Here is a 17913-nt window from a genome sequence, read left to right as displayed (position 1 = left end):
CTTAGCACTTACCTTAAATGCTGGTACTCTTATAATTACCTAGCAACCTCTATTATTTCAAGATTCTCGATGCGACCCTCGTGTATGGTAAACCTGAGCATTGTGCGCACTTTATGAAAACCGTGCTTCCCTATTGCACCCGGATTCATATGTAATAGTCCCAGTTTTTTATCTGGCATCACCTTTAAGATATGACTATGCCCGCATATAAACAGTTTAGGCGGTCGTGCATAAATTTCTTCCCTTATAGCAGGCGAGTATCTACCAGGGTAGCCTCCTATATGAGTAATTAAAACTTCTACCCCTTCACAAATAAAACGATTGTTAAGCGGGAATTCTTGTCGTGCTTCTGTGGTATCTATATTGCCATAAACGGCACGTAGCGGCTTTAATTTTTTAAGCGTGTCTGTTACTTTTAGATCACCTATATCACCCGCGTGCCAGACCTCGTCTGCCCATTTTACGTGGCCTATAATGTGGTCATCTATATAACTATGTGTATCGCTAAGGAGGAGGATTTTTTTCATTTGAGTGCGCTTTCGCGAAAGCGTATATTTGCTACAAAAATACAACACGGTGCGCTATTTTATTGAGCTTTCTTATTTTGGAAAAAACTACCACGGCTGGCAGCGGCAACCTAATGCTGTTACCGTTCAAGAAACCATAGAAAAAGCACTGAGTACCATCTTAAGAAAACCTGTACTCATAATGGGTGCAGGACGTACAGATGCCGGGGTGCACGCTACGCAGATGTATGCCCACTTTGAATGGGACGATGATTTAAGTCTTGATAATAAATTAAAAAATCTTACCTATAAACTCAATAGGTTTTTGCCTCCAGACATTGCCATAGATCGCATTTTTAATGTGCGTGATGAGGCTCATACACGTTTTGACGCGACATCGAGATCTTATCTATATCGCATTGCAAAATGCAAAAACCCCTTTAGTACAGAGCAAGCACACGCTATAGTATATGATATAGATCTAAGCCTTATGAATGAAGCAGCGGCAGCGTTACTAGATTATTCAGATTTTGAATGTTTTTCTAAATCAAAGACAGAGGTCAACACGTATCTTTGTGATATTACTAGAGCGCAGTGGCTAGAAACCGAAGATGAGTACCACTTCCATATTACGGCAAACCGATTTTTGCGCAATATGGTACGTGCCATTGTAGGGACATTACTAGAGATAGGGCAAGGTAAAAAACCTGTCACGTGGATACACGAAGTAGTAAAAGGAAAGAGTAGATCACAAGCAGGGTCTTCTGTACCGGGGCACGGCTTATATTTAACAGAGATTATATATCCAGAAACAATTTATATAAACAATGGGAGAGACTAAAGGAAAAGCTTTTGACACACAGTTGTTCAAACGATTACTTGCCTTTACGAAACCTTATCGTAGCAGGCTTTACATAGCCGCAGCGGGAGCGATTATCTTATCTGTTTGTGCAGCGCTACGCCCTTACTTTTTAAAGAACGCCATAGATCTAGGGATTTCACAACGCTCTGCCACAGACTTATTTTTTTACTTACGCCTTATGGCGGTTGTACTGGTAGGTGAGGTCGTTTTCCAGCTTATGTTTATCTACTTTTCAAACTGGATAGGCCAGCAGGTTATAAAAGATATACGTGTTAAACTCTTTGACCATATGCTTGGGTTCAAAATGCAATATTTTGACAAGTCTGCAGTGGGTCGTCTAGTGACTAGAGCTGTAGGTGACATAGAGACAATCTCTAGTATTTTCTCACAAGGGCTCTTTATGATTATTGCAGACTTACTTAAAATGAGTGTCGTTTTAGGTTTTATGTTTTATGAGAGCTGGAGACTCACACTTATTGTACTTGCGGTATTCCCCATTATATTATATGCCACCCGCGTTTTTCAGCGAGCAATGAAGCTTGCCTTCGAAGAAGTGCGCACACAGGTTTCTAACCTCAACACCTTTGTACAAGAGCGCGTGACAGGTATGAAAATTGTACAAATTTTTAATCGAGAAGCCATAGAGCACAAAAAGTTTAATGCTATTAATAACAAGCACAGAGATGCGTGGAACAAGACAGTATGGTATAACTCTATTTTCTTCCCTATTGCAGAGATTTGTACAGCGGTGACTATAGGTCTTATTGTGTGGTATGGCGGTCTTAAAGCAGCACAAAGCGACATTGTAACGATAGGTTTAATTACTGCCTTTATAAGTTACATACAGATGCTTTTTACACCACTACGCCAGATAGCAGATAAGTTTAACACCTTACAAATGGGTATGGTGGCCGCAAATAGGGTATTTACCATACTAGATATAGAGTCTTCTATTACAAATACAGGTACTCTAGAATTAAACGATGTAAAAGGTGTTATAGATTTTAAAGATGTACACTTCTCGTATGTACCCGGTGAAGAAGTACTTAAAGGAATATCACTAGAAGCTGCTGCTGGAGAAACCATTGCTATTGTAGGCTCTACTGGTGCAGGTAAATCTACAATTATCAATCTACTAAGTAGATTTTATGAGATAGATAGCGGTAAGATATTACTAGACGGCACAGATATAAAAGATATAAAGCTTACAGATTTACGTAAGGAAATTGCTGTGGTATTGCAAGATGTATTCTTATTTGCAGATACTATACTTAATAACATCACGCTACAAGACCCATCTATCACAGAAGAGGAGGTAATAGAAAGTGCTAAGGCTATAGGCGTACATAAATTTATATCTAGTCTGCCAGATGGATACCACTATAACGTAAAGGAGCGTGGCTCTATGCTCTCTAGCGGCCAGCGACAGCTTATTGCTTTCTTAAGAGCTTATGTAAGTAATCCTTCTATACTTGTGCTAGATGAGGCTACCTCATCTGTAGATTCACACAGTGAGCAGCTTATACAGAAAGCTATTAAGAAAATAACAAAAGGACGTACCTCTATCGTTATTGCACACCGTCTAGCAACCATCAAAAAGGCTGACCAAATTATCGTGATGGAGAAAGGAAAAATCATCGAGCAAGGCACACATAAAGAGCTACTTAAAAAAGAAAACGGTCATTATCGCAATCTTTATGAAGTACAGTTTATGCAGGCTGAGGCAAGCTAAATCGAACTACACATTACTTTGCAGAAATATCCCTGTCAAATGTAACGAGCGATACTTGCTCAGACTTACCCTTGAGAAGTTCATCACCTACTTTTACCACTCTTGTGTTTCTAGGTAGTTTTTTAAGCAAGTCTGCAAAGGCTTTAGACGCCAGTATATCTACGCCTTTATCATTACACATACCTTGTATACGTGCTGTTGTATTGAGTACGTCTCCAGAAAATGCAATGTCACGTTTTATTTTACCTAGCTCCCCTACCATTACTTGCCCGTAGTGAAAACCTACCTTAAAATCTGGCAAGGCATTATAGCGTTTATAATAGCGCACAGATTTTTTATAGATAATGTTTTTCATACGGTAATAGCAGCGCAGTGCATTTGCGTTTTTAACACCGTTTTTCATCTTCCAGGTGATAACTACCTCATCACCTACATATTGATATACTTCGCCTTTAGTTTGCATAATGGCTGGCGCAATGTCATTAAAAAAGTCTTTAAGAAAGTTAAAATACTCTTGCTCCCCTAGTTTCTCTGCGATGCGCGTTGCGTCCCTAATGTCTGCAAACATAAAGATGCGGGTTTCATTTTTTGGCAAGAAGTAACGCCCCATCAAGTAATCTGGAAAAACGCCTGGACCATACTTATCATTTATCATTAAAACGATAAGTGTGAGCAATACGATAAACAACCATATTACAAAGTTCTTTATAAATATGTGCTCTGTATAAAACTGTAATACTCTATCTAAAAGCTCTTGACTACCTACGGCGAGACCTAGCGAATCACTATAAAAATAATAAGCCCCTATGGTACCCACTACCATAGCAATCACTACATAAAGTATGGTGATAAAAATAAGCGCCTTCCAGAAGGCATACTTACGTAACCAGAGCTCCATTATATTTACCGTAAAAATGCCACCAAAAAGTCCAGCAACGATAGACACAAGCAAGTTAGCCTTAAATGACACTTCCAAATCAAAATTAGACGTAAGCGCATTTGCAGATACTAGCGTCGCATAATCATACAAGAAAATAATATTTGATATGAGTGTCCACGCAAGCAAGATCCACAGTGCTCTACGCACATAAAATATGATCTCATTGTTAGTTAACTCTTTTCTAAAAATCTTCATACTACAATATCTGGTATCAATATAGGTATACTCCTATCAGAATGGTCTACTTATTAAGAGAGATTTATGAGGTTTTAATAACGCTTTCGCGAAAGCGTACTCCTACTGAGGTCTATTTTTAATCATATCTGGAGTGATCTCCAGTATATCTTCAAGTCGCTTTACACTGTCCTGCTCCATAGAGTCTTTGACTTTCTTCTTTCTAGACATTTCTTCACCTTTTCTTTTACCCTGCTCAAAGGACTCTCTCATAATTTTTACAAATGACGATTCATTTTCTGCCGGTTGCCCATCATTTTTGAGAAGATTAAAAATAAGCAACCCACCGAAAACTCCACCTATCACAACGGTTATTGCTGTTAATACTACTCCAAACAATGCCGTTTTAAGTATAATCCCAGCTGCATCTAATTTAAAGAGTCTTTTAAGTACATAACCTATATAAAGAACAGCAAGTGGCATCCCAGCAAAACCTATAATTTGAAAAGCAGTCTCACTCCACATAAAACATATATATAATACTGAGGTTATCATAGCTGTATGTGAGTAGGCATATAAATAGATGACCAGATGCTCAACAAAATTATACTTCTTGTAATTCCAAAAAACAATTCTTGAGATAACTGCAAGTAGTGGTATTGCAGCAAAATAAAACATAGACTGGTAGTCTGTAGCTAGCTCTATCCACTCCTCTGCCCAGCCCTCTGCAAATTCCTTTTGCATTGCGAGTTGTTCTGGGTCTGAAACGAACATTGTAGATGCATCTGCCTGCATACCTGTAAACACATCTGCAAAATAGTTTTTAAGTAAAAAACTATAAACTCCTGCAATGGTTAGTGCAATAGCAAAGTAACTGAATGCGGGTAAGTACTTCTTACGCATTCCATTCATATAACCTCCTATAACCTCATCTGGGCGTGTAAACATCGCTACAAATGTTCTAAGAAAGGAGTTTTCCAGATTTAAAAAACGATCAACAAAATCTTCTATAAGATTACGCCAGGTGAGTCTATTATAAATACGTTTACCACCGCAGTGTGAGCAAAAACGCTGGTCTAGGGCTATATACTCTGCACAGTTTATGCAGGTATCCTCTACTTTTAAAAGATTGTTTTGCTTCTTTAAAGCTTTTTTTTCTGCCCTGGAGAGTGTACTCATTTGATTGATTGATTTAGAATCACAATAATACTAAAATTACAAGTATGTTAAAGTCACTCTATACTATCTTGAGTTTTCTGTACTGGTATTGGCAAGGATTGTGGGGTAAGTGTTTTAAGCTTTAGGCTATCTTGCTTTATGCTATCTCTCTTTGCTCTTCTTGCATCGTGAGATTTCTTTACAGATTCTATAAGCGGGTCAAAAGAACCTGCTGTATACATTGCTGTACCTATAATGGCACTTAACAAAATGCTGAAAGGCACTATAATTAACAAGAAAATACCTGTTTTAAGAACCAGACTTTTGAAACTTAAATTAAACACGCGATACAAGACATATGCTGTGTAAAAAAACGGTAATGTAGATACAAACAGGCTTACTATAATTTGCCCAGCAGCAGACCAGCCCGCAAGTATAAAAAGTACATTAGTTATAATTTGAGTTTGTGAGTATGCATAGAGATATATCACAATGTGCTCTATAAAATTTACCTCCTTATAATTCCAGAAAACAATTTTTGAAATCACTGCAAAAAATGGAATGTATAGAAAGCTTATAAAGGAGTTATAATCAAATATAAAATTTACAAGCTCCATCACGCCATCACCACCATTAGATTGTGCACCGGCTTCTAGACCTGTAAAGAATCCATTAAACAGTCCATTTTCTGTATCTAAAAACCAATTTCTAAATAAGAAAATGTAAATACTCCCTATAGTAAGTGCCACCGCAAAGTAGCTAAAGGCAGACATATAGCGCTTTCGCAATCCACCTATATAACCATTTATAACATCTTCTGGCTTTGTAAAAAGGTCAATAAAAGTTTTGAGAAAGACATTTTCTATGTTGAGAAAACGCTCTGTAAAATCTTCTAGTAAGTTGCGTGTATTAAGCCTGTTGTGCATACGCTTTGCGCCACAATGAGAACAAAAGCGCTGGTCTAGGTCTAATGGAGTACCACAGTTTTTACAACTCTCTGAGATTACAAGCAGCTCTCGCTTTTGCTTTTTAGGCGTTTTTGCTTTTGCCTTTTTAGGGAGCTTTTTAGACTTTTGATCTGCCATTGTTTACGTAAGTTCTGTCTCTAGTAGTATGCGTAGATCGTCTATCGTTTTATAGAGTACAAACTCTCCGTCTTTTATATAGCTTATCGCACCAGACTCCTCACTCACTACCAGTGCGAGCGCATCTGTCTTTTCTGTAATACCTACGGCAGCTCTGTGTCTAAGTCCAAAACGTAGTGGGATGTCACGCTCTTGTGTTACGGGTAATATGACTCTTGTAGCTGTAATTTTATTTTCTTCTATAATCATCGCCCCGTCGTGTAGGGTTGAGTTTTTATAAAAAACACTTTCTATAATAGGTCTGTTTACCTCTATCTCCATCCTGTCTCCCGTATCTTTTACAAACTCTAGACTGGTATCTCTTCTTATGATAATAAGTGCTCCCGTTTTTGAAGCAGCCATATTCTCGCAAGCAGTGAGAACTGCATTAAGATCTAAAGCCAGTGTACCTTCCTTTTTTGAAAAATTAAAGTTTTTAAAGAGTCCGCCCTTAGTGAGGTTTGTACTACCTATGAGGAGTAAAAATTTACGTATCTCCTGCTGGAAAACGACTATAAGCGCAAACATCCCCACACCTATAAACTGCCCCAAGATGGTACTAAGCATCTCCATCTTAAGCAAGACGGTAAGTTGCCAGATCAAGTAGATGACTACAATACCTATAAAAATGTTTATCGCAACCGTACCTTTTACTAGTCTATAGAGGTAAAACATTAAGATGGCTACGAGTAAAATATCGATGCCGTCTAGGATGCGTAAATTTTCTAAGATTTCCAAAAATGTGAGATTTACGTAAAAATAGCAGAAATAGCCTAAGCACAAAATACTAAGCCATAAAAAGCGAGGATAATAATTAATCAATTATATGACATCAAGTTTAATAGTATGCCTACACTTACGTTTTCATTCTTAACAATCACTGCAATTAATAGTGGTTTTGAGTGCGCTTTCGCGAAAGCGTACCTAGTAACTCTCCCCTACTATTTCCACTTAATGTTACAACCCATACTTGGTTTTTGCAGGGTTGCTTGTGGCTTGCTGTTAAAGATATTATCTAGTGCTTCTCTCAGGTCTCTGCCGTTTACCGGGATGCCATTACCTGGCCTACTGTTATCTAGCTGCCCTCTATACACAAGACGATCATCTGGTCCAAAAACAAAGAAATCTGGTGTGCAGGCAGCATCATAGTTTTTTGCCACCTCTTGTGTCTCATCAAGTAGATACGGAAACGTAAAGCTATTTTTACGAGCATTTGCCCACATCATCTCTGGCCCGTCTTGCGGGTATGCTACAATGTCATTACTACTTATCGCCACAAAGCCAAAACCGAGCACACGATAATCGTTTGCGATGCGCACAATCTCATCTACCACGTGTAATACAAAGGGGCAATGGTTACATATAAACATCACCACTGTGCCGCGCTCACCCTTAATATCGTGATAACTGCAAAGCTGGTTTGTAACCGTATCAAGCAGTTGAAACTCTGGAACCTTTGTACCTAGCGGTAACATATTAGATGGAGTAAGTGACATATATTTTTTTTTGTAATCTTAATAATTAACACCTGCACTATGTAGGTGTTCTCATACTGTATGATAAGACGCAACAATATGCTAGACGTTACGTATAATCATTGCTAAAATAAAAAAACCACCTTTTTCAAAAATGAAAAAGGTGGTTTACATTAATGTGCTGTGCTAGGCACTCTCACATTATTTAATCATCTCATAAGAGCGTTTTATAAAGCTAGTAAGCTCTTCACCCTTAAGTAGATTTTGAGATAGTTTTGCAAGGTCAAAAGACTGCGTGATCAAACGCTTTTTAGTCTCATCTGTATCTGCATTGAGTATCTCTGTCACCAGCTCGTGGTTACCATTTACTACTAGGTTGTACATCTCTGGCATATTACCAAACATATTCATACCTCCGCCACCACCGGCTTGTTGCATCTCCTTCATACGGCGCATAAACTCTGGCTGTGTGATGATAAATGGTGCAGCATTACTATCCATTGCTTCTACTTGTACCGTGTAAGACGTGTTTGCAATAGCATCTGTAATAGCTGTTTTTACAGTCTCCTTCTCATCGTCAGAGAGTTTAGAGATTTGCTCTTCGTCCTTTTTGATAAGGTTATCTATATGATCACCATCTACACGTACAAAAGTTACGTTTTCTTTGCTAGTCTCTAGCTTCTGGATTAAGTGAGATACAATAGGAGAATCTAGTAATAACACTTCATATCCTTTGTCTTTTGCGCTCTGTATGTATGAGTGCTGTGCATCTGTATCACTTGCATAGAGTACAACAGTCTTCCCGTCTTTATCTACTTGGTTTTCTTTGATTTTTGCTTCAAGCTCTTCCCAAGTAAAGAATGTATTATCTACAGTAGGATATAGTGCAAACTTATCTGCCTTCTCAAAGAACTTATCTTCAGATAACATCCCGTACTCTATAACGAGTTTGATGTCATTCCATTTCTTCTCAAAATCTTCTCTGTCGTTATTAAAGAGTGACTTAAGCTTATCTGCCACCTTACGAGAGATGTATCCAGATATTTTCTTTACAGCTCCATCTGCCTGTAAGTAACTACGAGATACGTTAAGTGGGATGTCTGGAGAATCTATAACACCACGTAACATTGTTAAAAATTCTGGTACGATACCCTCTACGTTATCTGTAACAAAAACTTGGTTTTGATATAACTGTATGCGATCCTTTTGCATATTCATATCCTGCCCAAGTTTTGGGAAGTATAAGATACCTGTAAGGTTAAAAGGATAATCTACATTGAGGTGTATATTAAATAACGGCTCGTCAAAGTTTGCTGGATACAGCTCCTGGTAGAAGTTTTTATAATCTTCTTCTTCAAGGTCTGCTGGTTGCTTTGTCCAGGCTGGGTTAGGGTTGTTTATAATATTATCAACCTCTTGTGTAGGAGCTGGATCTTCTTCCTTTGCATCTTCTGGCTTAGGAAGCGTCTCTGTTTTCATACCAAACTTAATAGGCACTGGCATAAACTTGTTGTACTTAGAAAGCAGTCCCGCGATGCGTCCTTCTTCAAGAAACTCTGTACTATCTTCTGCGATGTGTAAGATAATCTCTGTACCGCGCTCTGTCTTATCTGCCGCTTCTAGCGTGAAGTTAGGACTACCATCACACGTCCAGTGTGCTGCTGGCTCATCTTTATGTGACTTTGTAATAATCTCTACCTTCTCTGCCACCATAAATGCCGAGTAAAAACCAAGACCAAAGTGACCTATGATACCCGTATCTTTTGCACCATCTTCATACTTGTTTAAAAACTCCTCTGCTCCAGAAAATGCAAGTTGGTTAATATACTTCTCAACCTCTTCTTGCGTCATACCAAGACCCTGATCTATAATATGGAGCTTCTTCCCTTCTTTGTCTATTTTTACTTCTATCTGAGGATTTCCATACTCAGCACTAGACTCACCTATAGAGGTAAGGTGTTTTAACTTAAGGGTTGCATCTGTTGCATTTGAGATAAGCTCACGTAAGAAAATCTCGTGATCACTATATAAGAACTTCTTAATAAGCGGAAAGATATTCTCTACCGATACATTAATTTTTCCTGTTGACATTGTATATATGTTTTAAAGTGTAAAATTTGAGTCTTGCTTAAAGCGAAAAAAGTACCACAATGCGATATGTGACAAACTGACATTTTACGACAGTACTTTATAGAGATTACTGTCTAGTAGCAATGGCTTTATGAAGTGACGGTGAGGTGAGTTATTACGCTTTCGCGAAAGCGTACCAAAAAGAAACCCCAGCATCATAATGATACTGGGGTTTATATATAAGTGTATGTTTATGCTATTATAAACTAGCAGATAAGTTTTCTAACGAAGGCTTTTTAATCGCTTCTATATTTGACACATCATAGCCAGAAAAACGCTTCATATAGCTACGTATACTTGTACCAAAGGCATCTTGAAAACCAGTAGCTCCACCAGAGCGTAAAAACTTCTTAACACTACCAGGCCCAGCAAGGTGTGCTGCTGCAAGTATACCAGACTCGGTAACGCGCACGCCAGAAATCCAGCGACCTTCATATCGTTTTATGTCACGGCGTAAGACCCATTTATTACGAGAGGCATTAAGTAAAAAGGCTTGCTCTTGCAGTACAGGATTCTCTAGAAACTCAGAGCCATCTTGAATACCTAAAAGATCTAATGTAGATGCACCAAACTGGTACTTCCCTAGATATCCAAATCTATTTATAGTAAGATAATCACCGCGAGATTCTTTAAAAGCAAGTGCTTCTTTAAAACCGGTATAATTTTTACCAGTAAGCGGTGTAGGGTTAAATACAAAAGGGGTTTGAACCGTCTCCTCCGGAAGAGGAACACTAAAGTCCATAGCTATACCATCTGTGGTATAGTGAGAAAAATCATATGTTTTTTCTGATTTGTTTGACACTATCAGAATACCTAACATAAGAGGCAATACAGTAACTTTTATCAAGTTCCTAACCATATAAATACATTTCGACAGCCAAGAAATTACTATTTAAATTTCTCTTGGGGTGCTGTCTGTTTCGGCGCGCAAAAATACAACCTTTAAAGATTACCAGAAAAACTTATTTTAATTTTTTAGGAAAACTTTATGAATCCCTGATTTTATGATACTTACACTCACAAAATAAGTTCAACTATAACGTTTTAGCATATTTTAATGTAATTTAATACAAGTATAAAATTACTTAAAACGTCAATTATCATACATTACAACGCAAAAATAATTCAGAAAATACAACCAACTCTAAGGTATAACACCATTTTAACATACGGGCATCTACCTGTTTTTACACCTCTCTGAGTTCGGGTATAAAAAAACCCAAACACTAGGTTTGGGTTTATATAATTTTATGAGATGCTATCTTAACGATGGATTTTCTTGCTGTTTATCCACCTTCTATATGCGGCACTATTTGCATTGTGTTGCGATAGTGTCTTTGCAAACTTGTGATAGCCAAAATTTTCTACATCTGCCACAAAGTAGTAGTAGTTATGCTTTTCTGGGTTAAGAACCGCCTGTATTGCTGTTACGTCTGGCATAAATATAGGTCCTGGTGGTATCCCTCTATTTCTATACGTATTATAAGGAGAGTCTGTCTCTAGGTCTTTATAGAGTACACGTTTTATCACCATATCCCAGTCATTTTTAGTGCGCTTTACGGCATATATAACGGTAGGGTCTGCGTCTAGTTTTATTCCTTTTTTAAGTCTATTAAGGTATACGCCTGCTACTCGTGGTCGCTCATCTGTCTTTGCGGTTTCCTTCTGTACGATAGATGCAAGTGAGTACACCTCTGCCGGTGTGAGGTTTAATTTTTCGGCTTTTGCGAGTCTGGTTTTATTCCAGAATTTTTTGTGCTCACTAAGCATTCTCGCTCTAAAATCTTCGGCGCTGGTGTTCCAGAAAAATTCATAACTGTTAGGAATATACATAGTAAGTGCCGTGTCCTTATTAAAATCGTGCTCACGTAAAAAGTTTACATCTAGCATTGCATTAATAAGTGAGGTACTGTCTGCCTCTATCTGTGTAGCGATACGGCCGGCCATATCCTCTAGGCGCTCTTGGTTATTAAAAGCCACCTTTACAGGCACATTTTTAACACGAATGGTATTAATAATGTCATTATTACTCATACCCTTCTTAATGATATAATGACCCGGTTTTACATTAGACACATATCCCTTTTTCTGAGCGACAGATGCAAATGCATCTACATCTTTAAGTAATGGCGTAAGCTCTGCCGTTACATCATTAAAATCTGCTCCCGTAGGGATGTATAAATGAGCGCGCTCATTATTAAACGCTGTGTTATCAGAAAAAATAGCGTCGTAAACCGTGTAGGCAAAAATACCGCCTACTACTACGCCCACTATCCCGATGATTAAAAGTATTCTCTTGATGTACATTTATAATATGTGTTGATATAATAATTCGTTTGTAAATGATTCTTCACCTGTGGTTAGGTCGCGCCTGCGTCTCCATTCTTTTTTTATGCCCACAAGCTCAAACCCTGCTTTTTCAAAAAGTGCTATGCTTGCTTTATTCTCATCTCCTATGTTTGCATATAACTGGTGCATATGGAGATGTGTCTTTGCATACTTTTTAAGTAAGGCTATCGCCTCACTAGCATATCCCTTGCGCTTTTCTGTTTCTGTTGCAATCACAACGCCCACTCCCGCGCGTAAATTATGAGGATCAAAGTCAAAGAGGTCTATAAGACCCAAAAAAGCTCCAGACGTTACATCACAAATAGCAAGGCGCAACTGTCGCATCTCAAATATATCTTTGTGCGCATTTGCCAGGTATTCCTTAAGTACAAACTTTGAGTAGGGCGCTAGCGTCTCCCCTACAAACCAGAGTGCCTCATTATTTTCTATCTCATAAAGTGCCTCTAGATCTTCTAGCTCTAGGGCTCGTAAAGCTGTACGTGTACCTCGTAGTGTTAACATTGCCACTCCCCTTTAAAAACAAAGGTCGCAGGACCTATAAGATATACATCTGTATAGCCCGTAGCTGTTTTTGTAAAAGACACCGCAAGTTTACCACCCTCTACATCCAGTTGTATATTATTTTTTGAAGTTACACCATTGTGGTGTGCTGCAATTGCCACGGCGGTAACTCCCGTACCACAGCTCAAGGTCTCATCTTCTACCCCACGCTCATAAGTGCGCACGGCAAAATGACCATCTTCTAGCTCTTGCACAAAGTTTATATTACTCCCAGCCTCTCCATAAAGCGCTCCATAACGTATGGCTGCTCCTTCTTCTTTTACTGCAACGGCTTTTACGTCACTCACCATTTTAATGTGATGTGGCGACCCGGTATCTAGAAAGCTATATTCTGGTGTTGTTTTAATTTCTTCAACATCTTGCATTTTAAGATGTACAATTCCATCCTTTACGGTGGCCTCGTGCATTCCATCTACCGCTTCAAAGGTAGCGTGGGTATCTATGAGTGATAACGCTTTCGCGAAAGCGACCAAACATCGCCCACCATTACCGCACATACTACTCTCATTACCATCTGCATTATAATACACCATTCTAAAATCTGCCGAAGGGTGACTTTCTAGCAGCATTAAACCATCTGCCCCTATGCCAAATTTACGGTCACAGAGTTGTGCAACAAGTTTGGTATCATCTTTGGGAAATATATCTAGACGGTTATCTATGATTACAAAATCATTACCGGTGCCTTGATATTTTGAAAAAGAAATTGTCATTTATGCTCAATATAAGCGACAAAAGTAGCAAATATCAAACTCCTTTTTGATGTTAAATGCCAGTTAAATAGAAACCGACAGAATACTAAATTTTTAATTTTAACGATTATTGATAAAATGCTAAGGACTATGAAAAAAATCGGAGGAACATTCTTAATCGCCTTACTAGCCGGCGCAATAACGCTAGGATCTTATAAATTATTTATAGAAGAGCCTACACAAGTAGTCTCAACTCCAGTACAGAACCAAACCATCCCTGCCTATACCCCTGTAAATTATGAAGCACTCACGGCAGCTGCCAGCGGTGTAGATTTTACAGAAGCGGCAGAGCGCACGGTAAATGGTGTGGTGCACGTAAAAAATGTACAAGTGTACAAGCAACCGCGTAATATGATGGAATATTTACGTGGTGGCGGGCAAACTAATAAAGGCATTGTAGGTGCCGGTAGTGGTGTGATTATCTCTGGAGATGGATACATTATTACAAATAACCACGTGATAGATGGCGCCTCTGAGGTAGAGGTCACGCTTAATAACAATAAAACCTTTATGGCAGAAGTGATAGGTAAAGATGCAAAGGCAGATATTGCGATCCTTAAAATAGATGCTGGTGAGGAGTTGCCTTATATCCCCTTTGGCGATAGTGATGCTACAAAGGTGGGAGAATGGGTACTTGCCGTAGGTAACCCTTTTAACCTTACCTCTACCGTTACCGCAGGTATAGTCTCTGCAAAGGCGAGAGATATAGATGAGCGTGATGCAAACTTCCAGTCTTTTATACAGACAGATGCAGCTATTAACCCTGGTAACAGTGGTGGAGCACTTGTAAATATTTTTGGTGAGCTGGTAGGGATTAACACGGCCATCACCTCACAAACGGGATCTTATGTAGGGTATGCCTTTGCCGTACCGTCTAACAATGCGCGTAAGATTATGGAAGACATTATGCAATATGGCTCTGTACAAAAAGGCATACTAGGTGTTACTGGAGGCACACTTAATGCTGCCATTGCAAAAGATCAAGACCTTAACACTACAGAAGGCTTTTATGTAGCCAGCGTAGAGTATGAGAGTGGTGCAGAGCAAGCAGGTATCACCACTGGTGATATTATCAAAAAACTTGACAATGTAAATATCACTAAGTTTTCTGACCTCTCAGGATACATTAATACCAAGCGACCTAATGATATTATACAAGTAGAGATTTTACGTGATGATGAACTTATGACCCTACCCGTAAAACTAGTAAAGTCTGTCACTTTTGATATAGAGCGACTAGGGATACAGGTTAAAAATGCCTCCCCAAAAGACCTTGACAAGTACAAAGCCAAAAATGGTGTGGTAATAAGCCAGACACTCACAGAAGCAATGAAGCGTTACCGTATAGAAGGTCTTGTTATATCTGAAATAGATGATGTTATGGTAAACTCTATAGATGACGTAAAAGAAATATTTAAAAATAAAAGCCCAAACGAGCCTGTAAGCATTGTTTTTAATGACAAAAAAGGAGAGCGCAACCGCTTTATTTTTGACTAAGCAATACACGCTTTAATATTATAACCCTTTCAGTTTCTGGAGGGGTTATTTTTTTGTGGGAGAAATTCATTTACGAAAACGTTTGAGTAACAGACAGAAATGGCTACTTTTGCACAAAATTTGAAAAATTACGCTTTCGCGAAAGCGTACAAAAAAAACAATGTAACGTTTAGTATCTTACTATGAATCAATCAGAAACATACGAAAAAGAACTTTCCTTTCAAGCAGACCGCCGAAGAGCCACTGTAGAATTTATTAAAATAGCTAGCGACCTATGGTATGACAATGCTATAGAGCTTGTTTTATTTAGAAACCAAGTGATGGATCGCAACGTGAGTCAGATTTTAGACCTTCACGAGTATGCAGGAGCCTTTGTAGGGAAGCCTATCTCTATATTTGATAGTGTAGAGATCGCGCAGGCTATAAAGCAACTAGACTTGCCACCATCTAAGCTAGATATAGGTAAGCTTACGTATGAGTACCACCTAGAAGAAAATGAAAACGCAACGAGCTTTATAGCACAACGCCTTAAACCTGCACAGCAGGCAGCGCCTATTGAGCCTAAGGATGTGGTGCTTTACGGTTTTGGCCGTATAGGGCGTCTTGTAGCCAGAGAGCTTATGACACGCACGGGTAAAGGTAGCCAGTTACGTCTAAGAGCTGTGGTAACAAGAGGTAAGATAGATGCCGGTATACTTGAGAAAAGAGCGGGTCTTCTTAAAAGTGACTCTGTACACGGTGACTTTACAGGTACCGTCTCTGTAGATGTAGAAAATCAAGCCCTCATTATAAACGGTACTACGGTAAATATTATAAGTGCAAATGCACCAGAAGATATAGACTATACCGCTTATGGTATAAAAGATGCCCTTGTGATAGATAACACGGGTGCCTTTAGAGATAAAGAACAACTAAGCAGGCACCTCGTAAGTAAGGGTGTGGCAAAGGTATTACTTACCGCTCCTGGTAAAGGAATCCCAAACATTGTGCACGGTGTAAACCACCAAGAGCACAACCCAGATGAGGTACAAATCTTTAGTGCAGCATCTTGTACTACAAATGCCATTACACCTATCCTTAAAGCTATAGATGACACCCTAGGTGTACAAACAGGTCACCTAGAGACCATACACGCATATACAAACGACCAGAACCTGGTAGATAATATGCACAGTAAGTACCGCCGTGGTAGAGCCGCTGCTCTTAATATGGTGATTACAGAAACTGGTGCTGGTGCGGCAGTGAGTAAGGCGTTACCACATTTTGAAGGGAAGCTTACCTCAAACGCGATACGTGTACCTGTGCCTAACGGATCTCTAGCAATACTTAACCTTGAGCTTACAAAAGAGACAAGCATAGAAGGGATAAACACACTTCTTAAAAAGTATGCACTAGAGGGTGAGCTTGTAGAGCAAATTAAGTACTCTATAGATAATGAGCTTGTGTCTAGCGACATTATAGGCTCATCTGCTCCTAGTATTTATGACAGTAATGCCACTATCGTACGTAAGGATGGTAAAAATGTACTTCTTTACATCTGGTATGATAACGAGTATGGATACAGCCACCAGGTGATACGCCTTGCAAAATACATTTCTAAAGTACGTAGGTTTACATATTACTAGAATGAGAAATCTTCCATTAAGTATGTGATTATACATACTTTTTTAAGTAAAGCCATCTTTATAAGATGGCTTTACTGTTTTTAAGAAGTAAGATATATGTTTAAGTAGATTGTGTAGCAAGTTTGTTTTTTTTTTGCGCTTTCGCGAAAGAAAATAAAAGATGTACTACCAGTGACCTTGCTAGTGATAGAGACAGTCACCCGTTAAAGTTGTGTTAAAAACCCAAAACATTCGTTTATACGCCGAAAATCGAGATTGGTAAAAAATCACCAAAACATTCGTTTATACAACTAGTATGGGTATGATAAGTATTAAGTTTTTAGTAACTTGCGTTTATATATACGTTACCGCCAATTAACATGAATAAAATAATACTCATAATAGGACTCTTAATTATTGGATTGAGTAGCTGTTCCGATACGGCAGACTCGAATAACTTGGACAGTGATAATTATGACAAAAAAGATGAAAGAGTTGAAGTTCTAAAAAAGGAAATCAAGACTTTTAGGGAAATCGAAAATGCCGAATTCGAATTATTTAATGTAAATGGATTCTCGAATAGTCGAACAACGGTACCAGGTGCGTCTTCTTGGGACTACAAATTTGTAATTAAAGTGAATCCTTCTGACATAGACAAATGGACTACTGGATTGATAAAAATTGAACTTGATGGTAGTGATAAAGCGTGGATGGATAAGATAATTGAGAAAAGAAAAAATAACTGGAAAACTAAAACCGAACCTGAATTTTATACAAGAAAGGGAGATAATGTAACGCTTGCAGTTTATAGGACAGAGGGAATTATCTTTAAACGAGTGATAAATAATTAAAAAAAGGCGGTAACAATGGCTATAAAGCATAGGCCTAACCAACCAAACCGTTCCTACGCTTCATAGCCGGAACGTGGCGGCTGATTGCCCAAGGGCTCGCAGTTCACGATAAAATAAGCTTCACAAAAGGCAGTTGCATACCTGGTGATTACCGCAATCGTATGGCTACGCTTCAAAATCGGTTTTAGAGCGATTGTA

General features: G+C 38.6%; 16 protein-coding genes. 5 read left to right on the top strand and 11 right to left on the bottom strand.

All coding sequences use genetic code 11. The features are described from left to right. Nucleotides 1-35 precede the first annotated feature (35 nt). A complete protein-coding gene (locus tag ACFO5T_RS14190) occupies nt 36-527 on the bottom strand; it encodes a metallophosphoesterase family protein (protein WP_380035693.1) in 492 nt (163 codons plus the stop codon). Between the two features lie 49 nt (nt 528-576). On the opposite strand from ACFO5T_RS14190, the gene truA reads away from it, so the two are divergent. Both truA and ACFO5T_RS14180 read left to right on the top strand, forming a co-directional pair. Beyond that, nucleotides 577-1347, top strand: a complete 771-nt coding sequence (gene truA, locus ACFO5T_RS14185; protein ID WP_380035690.1) for a tRNA pseudouridine(38-40) synthase TruA — start codon at nt 577-579, stop codon at nt 1345-1347. Then, a complete protein-coding gene (locus ACFO5T_RS14180) occupies nt 1334-3100 on the top strand; it encodes an ABC transporter ATP-binding protein (RefSeq protein ID WP_380035687.1) in 1767 nt (588 codons plus the stop codon). Before truA ends, ACFO5T_RS14180 begins: the two co-directional genes overlap by 14 nt. Nucleotides 3101-3113: 13 nt before the next feature. Here ACFO5T_RS14180 and ACFO5T_RS14175 read toward each other — a convergent pair whose 3' ends face one another. The 10 genes from ACFO5T_RS14175 to dapF all read right to left on the bottom strand — a co-directional run bounded on the left by ACFO5T_RS14175 (nt 3114) and on the right by dapF (nt 13724). Continuing rightward, nucleotides 3114-4235 carry an adenylate/guanylate cyclase domain-containing protein gene (locus ACFO5T_RS14175; protein WP_375252664.1) on the bottom strand — a complete coding sequence of 374 codons (1122 nt, stop codon included), beginning with the start codon at nt 4233-4235 and terminating at the stop codon, nt 3114-3116. Nucleotides 4236-4337: 102 nt separating this feature from the next. Continuing rightward, a complete protein-coding gene (locus ACFO5T_RS14170) occupies nt 4338-5393 on the bottom strand; it encodes a DUF3667 domain-containing protein (protein ID WP_380035683.1) in 1056 nt (351 codons plus the stop codon). Between the two features lie 53 nt (nt 5394-5446). After that, the gene (locus ACFO5T_RS14165) at nt 5447-6457 is read right to left on the bottom strand and encodes a DUF3667 domain-containing protein (protein WP_380035680.1); all 1011 of its coding nucleotides are present in this window, start codon (nt 6455-6457) and stop codon (nt 5447-5449) included. A 3-nt stretch (nt 6458-6460) separates the two neighbouring features. After that, on the bottom strand, nt 6461-7234 hold the full coding sequence (locus ACFO5T_RS14160) for a diadenylate cyclase (RefSeq protein WP_021778653.1): 774 nt from the start codon (nt 7232-7234) through the stop codon (nt 6461-6463). Nucleotides 7235-7437: 203 nt separating this feature from the next. After that, entirely contained in the window at nt 7438-7992 is a 555-nt protein-coding gene (locus ACFO5T_RS14155) for a thioredoxin family protein (RefSeq protein ID WP_380035677.1), read from the bottom strand. Nucleotides 7993-8172: 180 nt separating this feature from the next. After that, complete coding sequence (htpG, locus tag ACFO5T_RS14150) at nt 8173-10062, bottom strand: molecular chaperone HtpG (protein WP_021778651.1); 1890 nt, start codon at nt 10060-10062, stop codon at nt 8173-8175. 238 nt (nt 10063-10300) lie between these two features. Next, nucleotides 10301-10960 carry a hypothetical protein gene (locus ACFO5T_RS14145; RefSeq protein WP_021778650.1) on the bottom strand — a complete coding sequence of 220 codons (660 nt, stop codon included), beginning with the start codon at nt 10958-10960 and terminating at the stop codon, nt 10301-10303. Nucleotides 10961-11364: 404 nt separating this feature from the next. Beyond that, on the bottom strand, nt 11365-12408 hold the full coding sequence (gene mltG / locus ACFO5T_RS14140) for an endolytic transglycosylase MltG (RefSeq protein ID WP_380035672.1): 1044 nt from the start codon (nt 12406-12408) through the stop codon (nt 11365-11367). Next, nucleotides 12409-12951, bottom strand: coding sequence for a GNAT family N-acetyltransferase (locus tag ACFO5T_RS14135; RefSeq protein ID WP_298348225.1), 543 nt, complete (start codon nt 12949-12951; stop codon nt 12409-12411). Further along, the gene (gene dapF, locus ACFO5T_RS14130; RefSeq protein WP_380035668.1) at nt 12945-13724 is read right to left on the bottom strand and encodes a diaminopimelate epimerase; all 780 of its coding nucleotides are present in this window, start codon (nt 13722-13724) and stop codon (nt 12945-12947) included. Before dapF ends, ACFO5T_RS14135 begins: the two co-directional genes overlap by 7 nt. A gap of 129 nt (nt 13725-13853) precedes the next feature. Between dapF and ACFO5T_RS14125 the strand changes: the two genes are divergently transcribed. The 3 genes from ACFO5T_RS14125 (at nt 13854) to ACFO5T_RS14115 (ending at nt 17715) form a co-directional block, all read left to right on the top strand. Continuing rightward, a complete protein-coding gene (locus tag ACFO5T_RS14125) occupies nt 13854-15260 on the top strand; it encodes a trypsin-like peptidase domain-containing protein (protein ID WP_380035665.1) in 1407 nt (468 codons plus the stop codon). A gap of 182 nt (nt 15261-15442) precedes the next feature. Further along, entirely contained in the window at nt 15443-16885 is a 1443-nt protein-coding gene (locus ACFO5T_RS14120; RefSeq protein ID WP_380035662.1) for a glyceraldehyde-3-phosphate dehydrogenase, read from the top strand. A 359-nt stretch (nt 16886-17244) separates the two neighbouring features. After that, entirely contained in the window at nt 17245-17715 is a 471-nt protein-coding gene (locus ACFO5T_RS14115) for a hypothetical protein (RefSeq protein ID WP_380035659.1), read from the top strand. Nucleotides 17716-17913 lie beyond the last annotated feature (198 nt).

It is taken from the genome of Dokdonia genika (genome assembly GCF_042652845.1).
Lineage (GTDB): Bacteria > Bacteroidota > Bacteroidia > Flavobacteriales > Flavobacteriaceae > Dokdonia > Dokdonia donghaensis.
The sequence above is the reverse complement of the archived record's forward strand: the minus strand, read 5'-3'. Positions and strand labels throughout refer to the sequence as shown.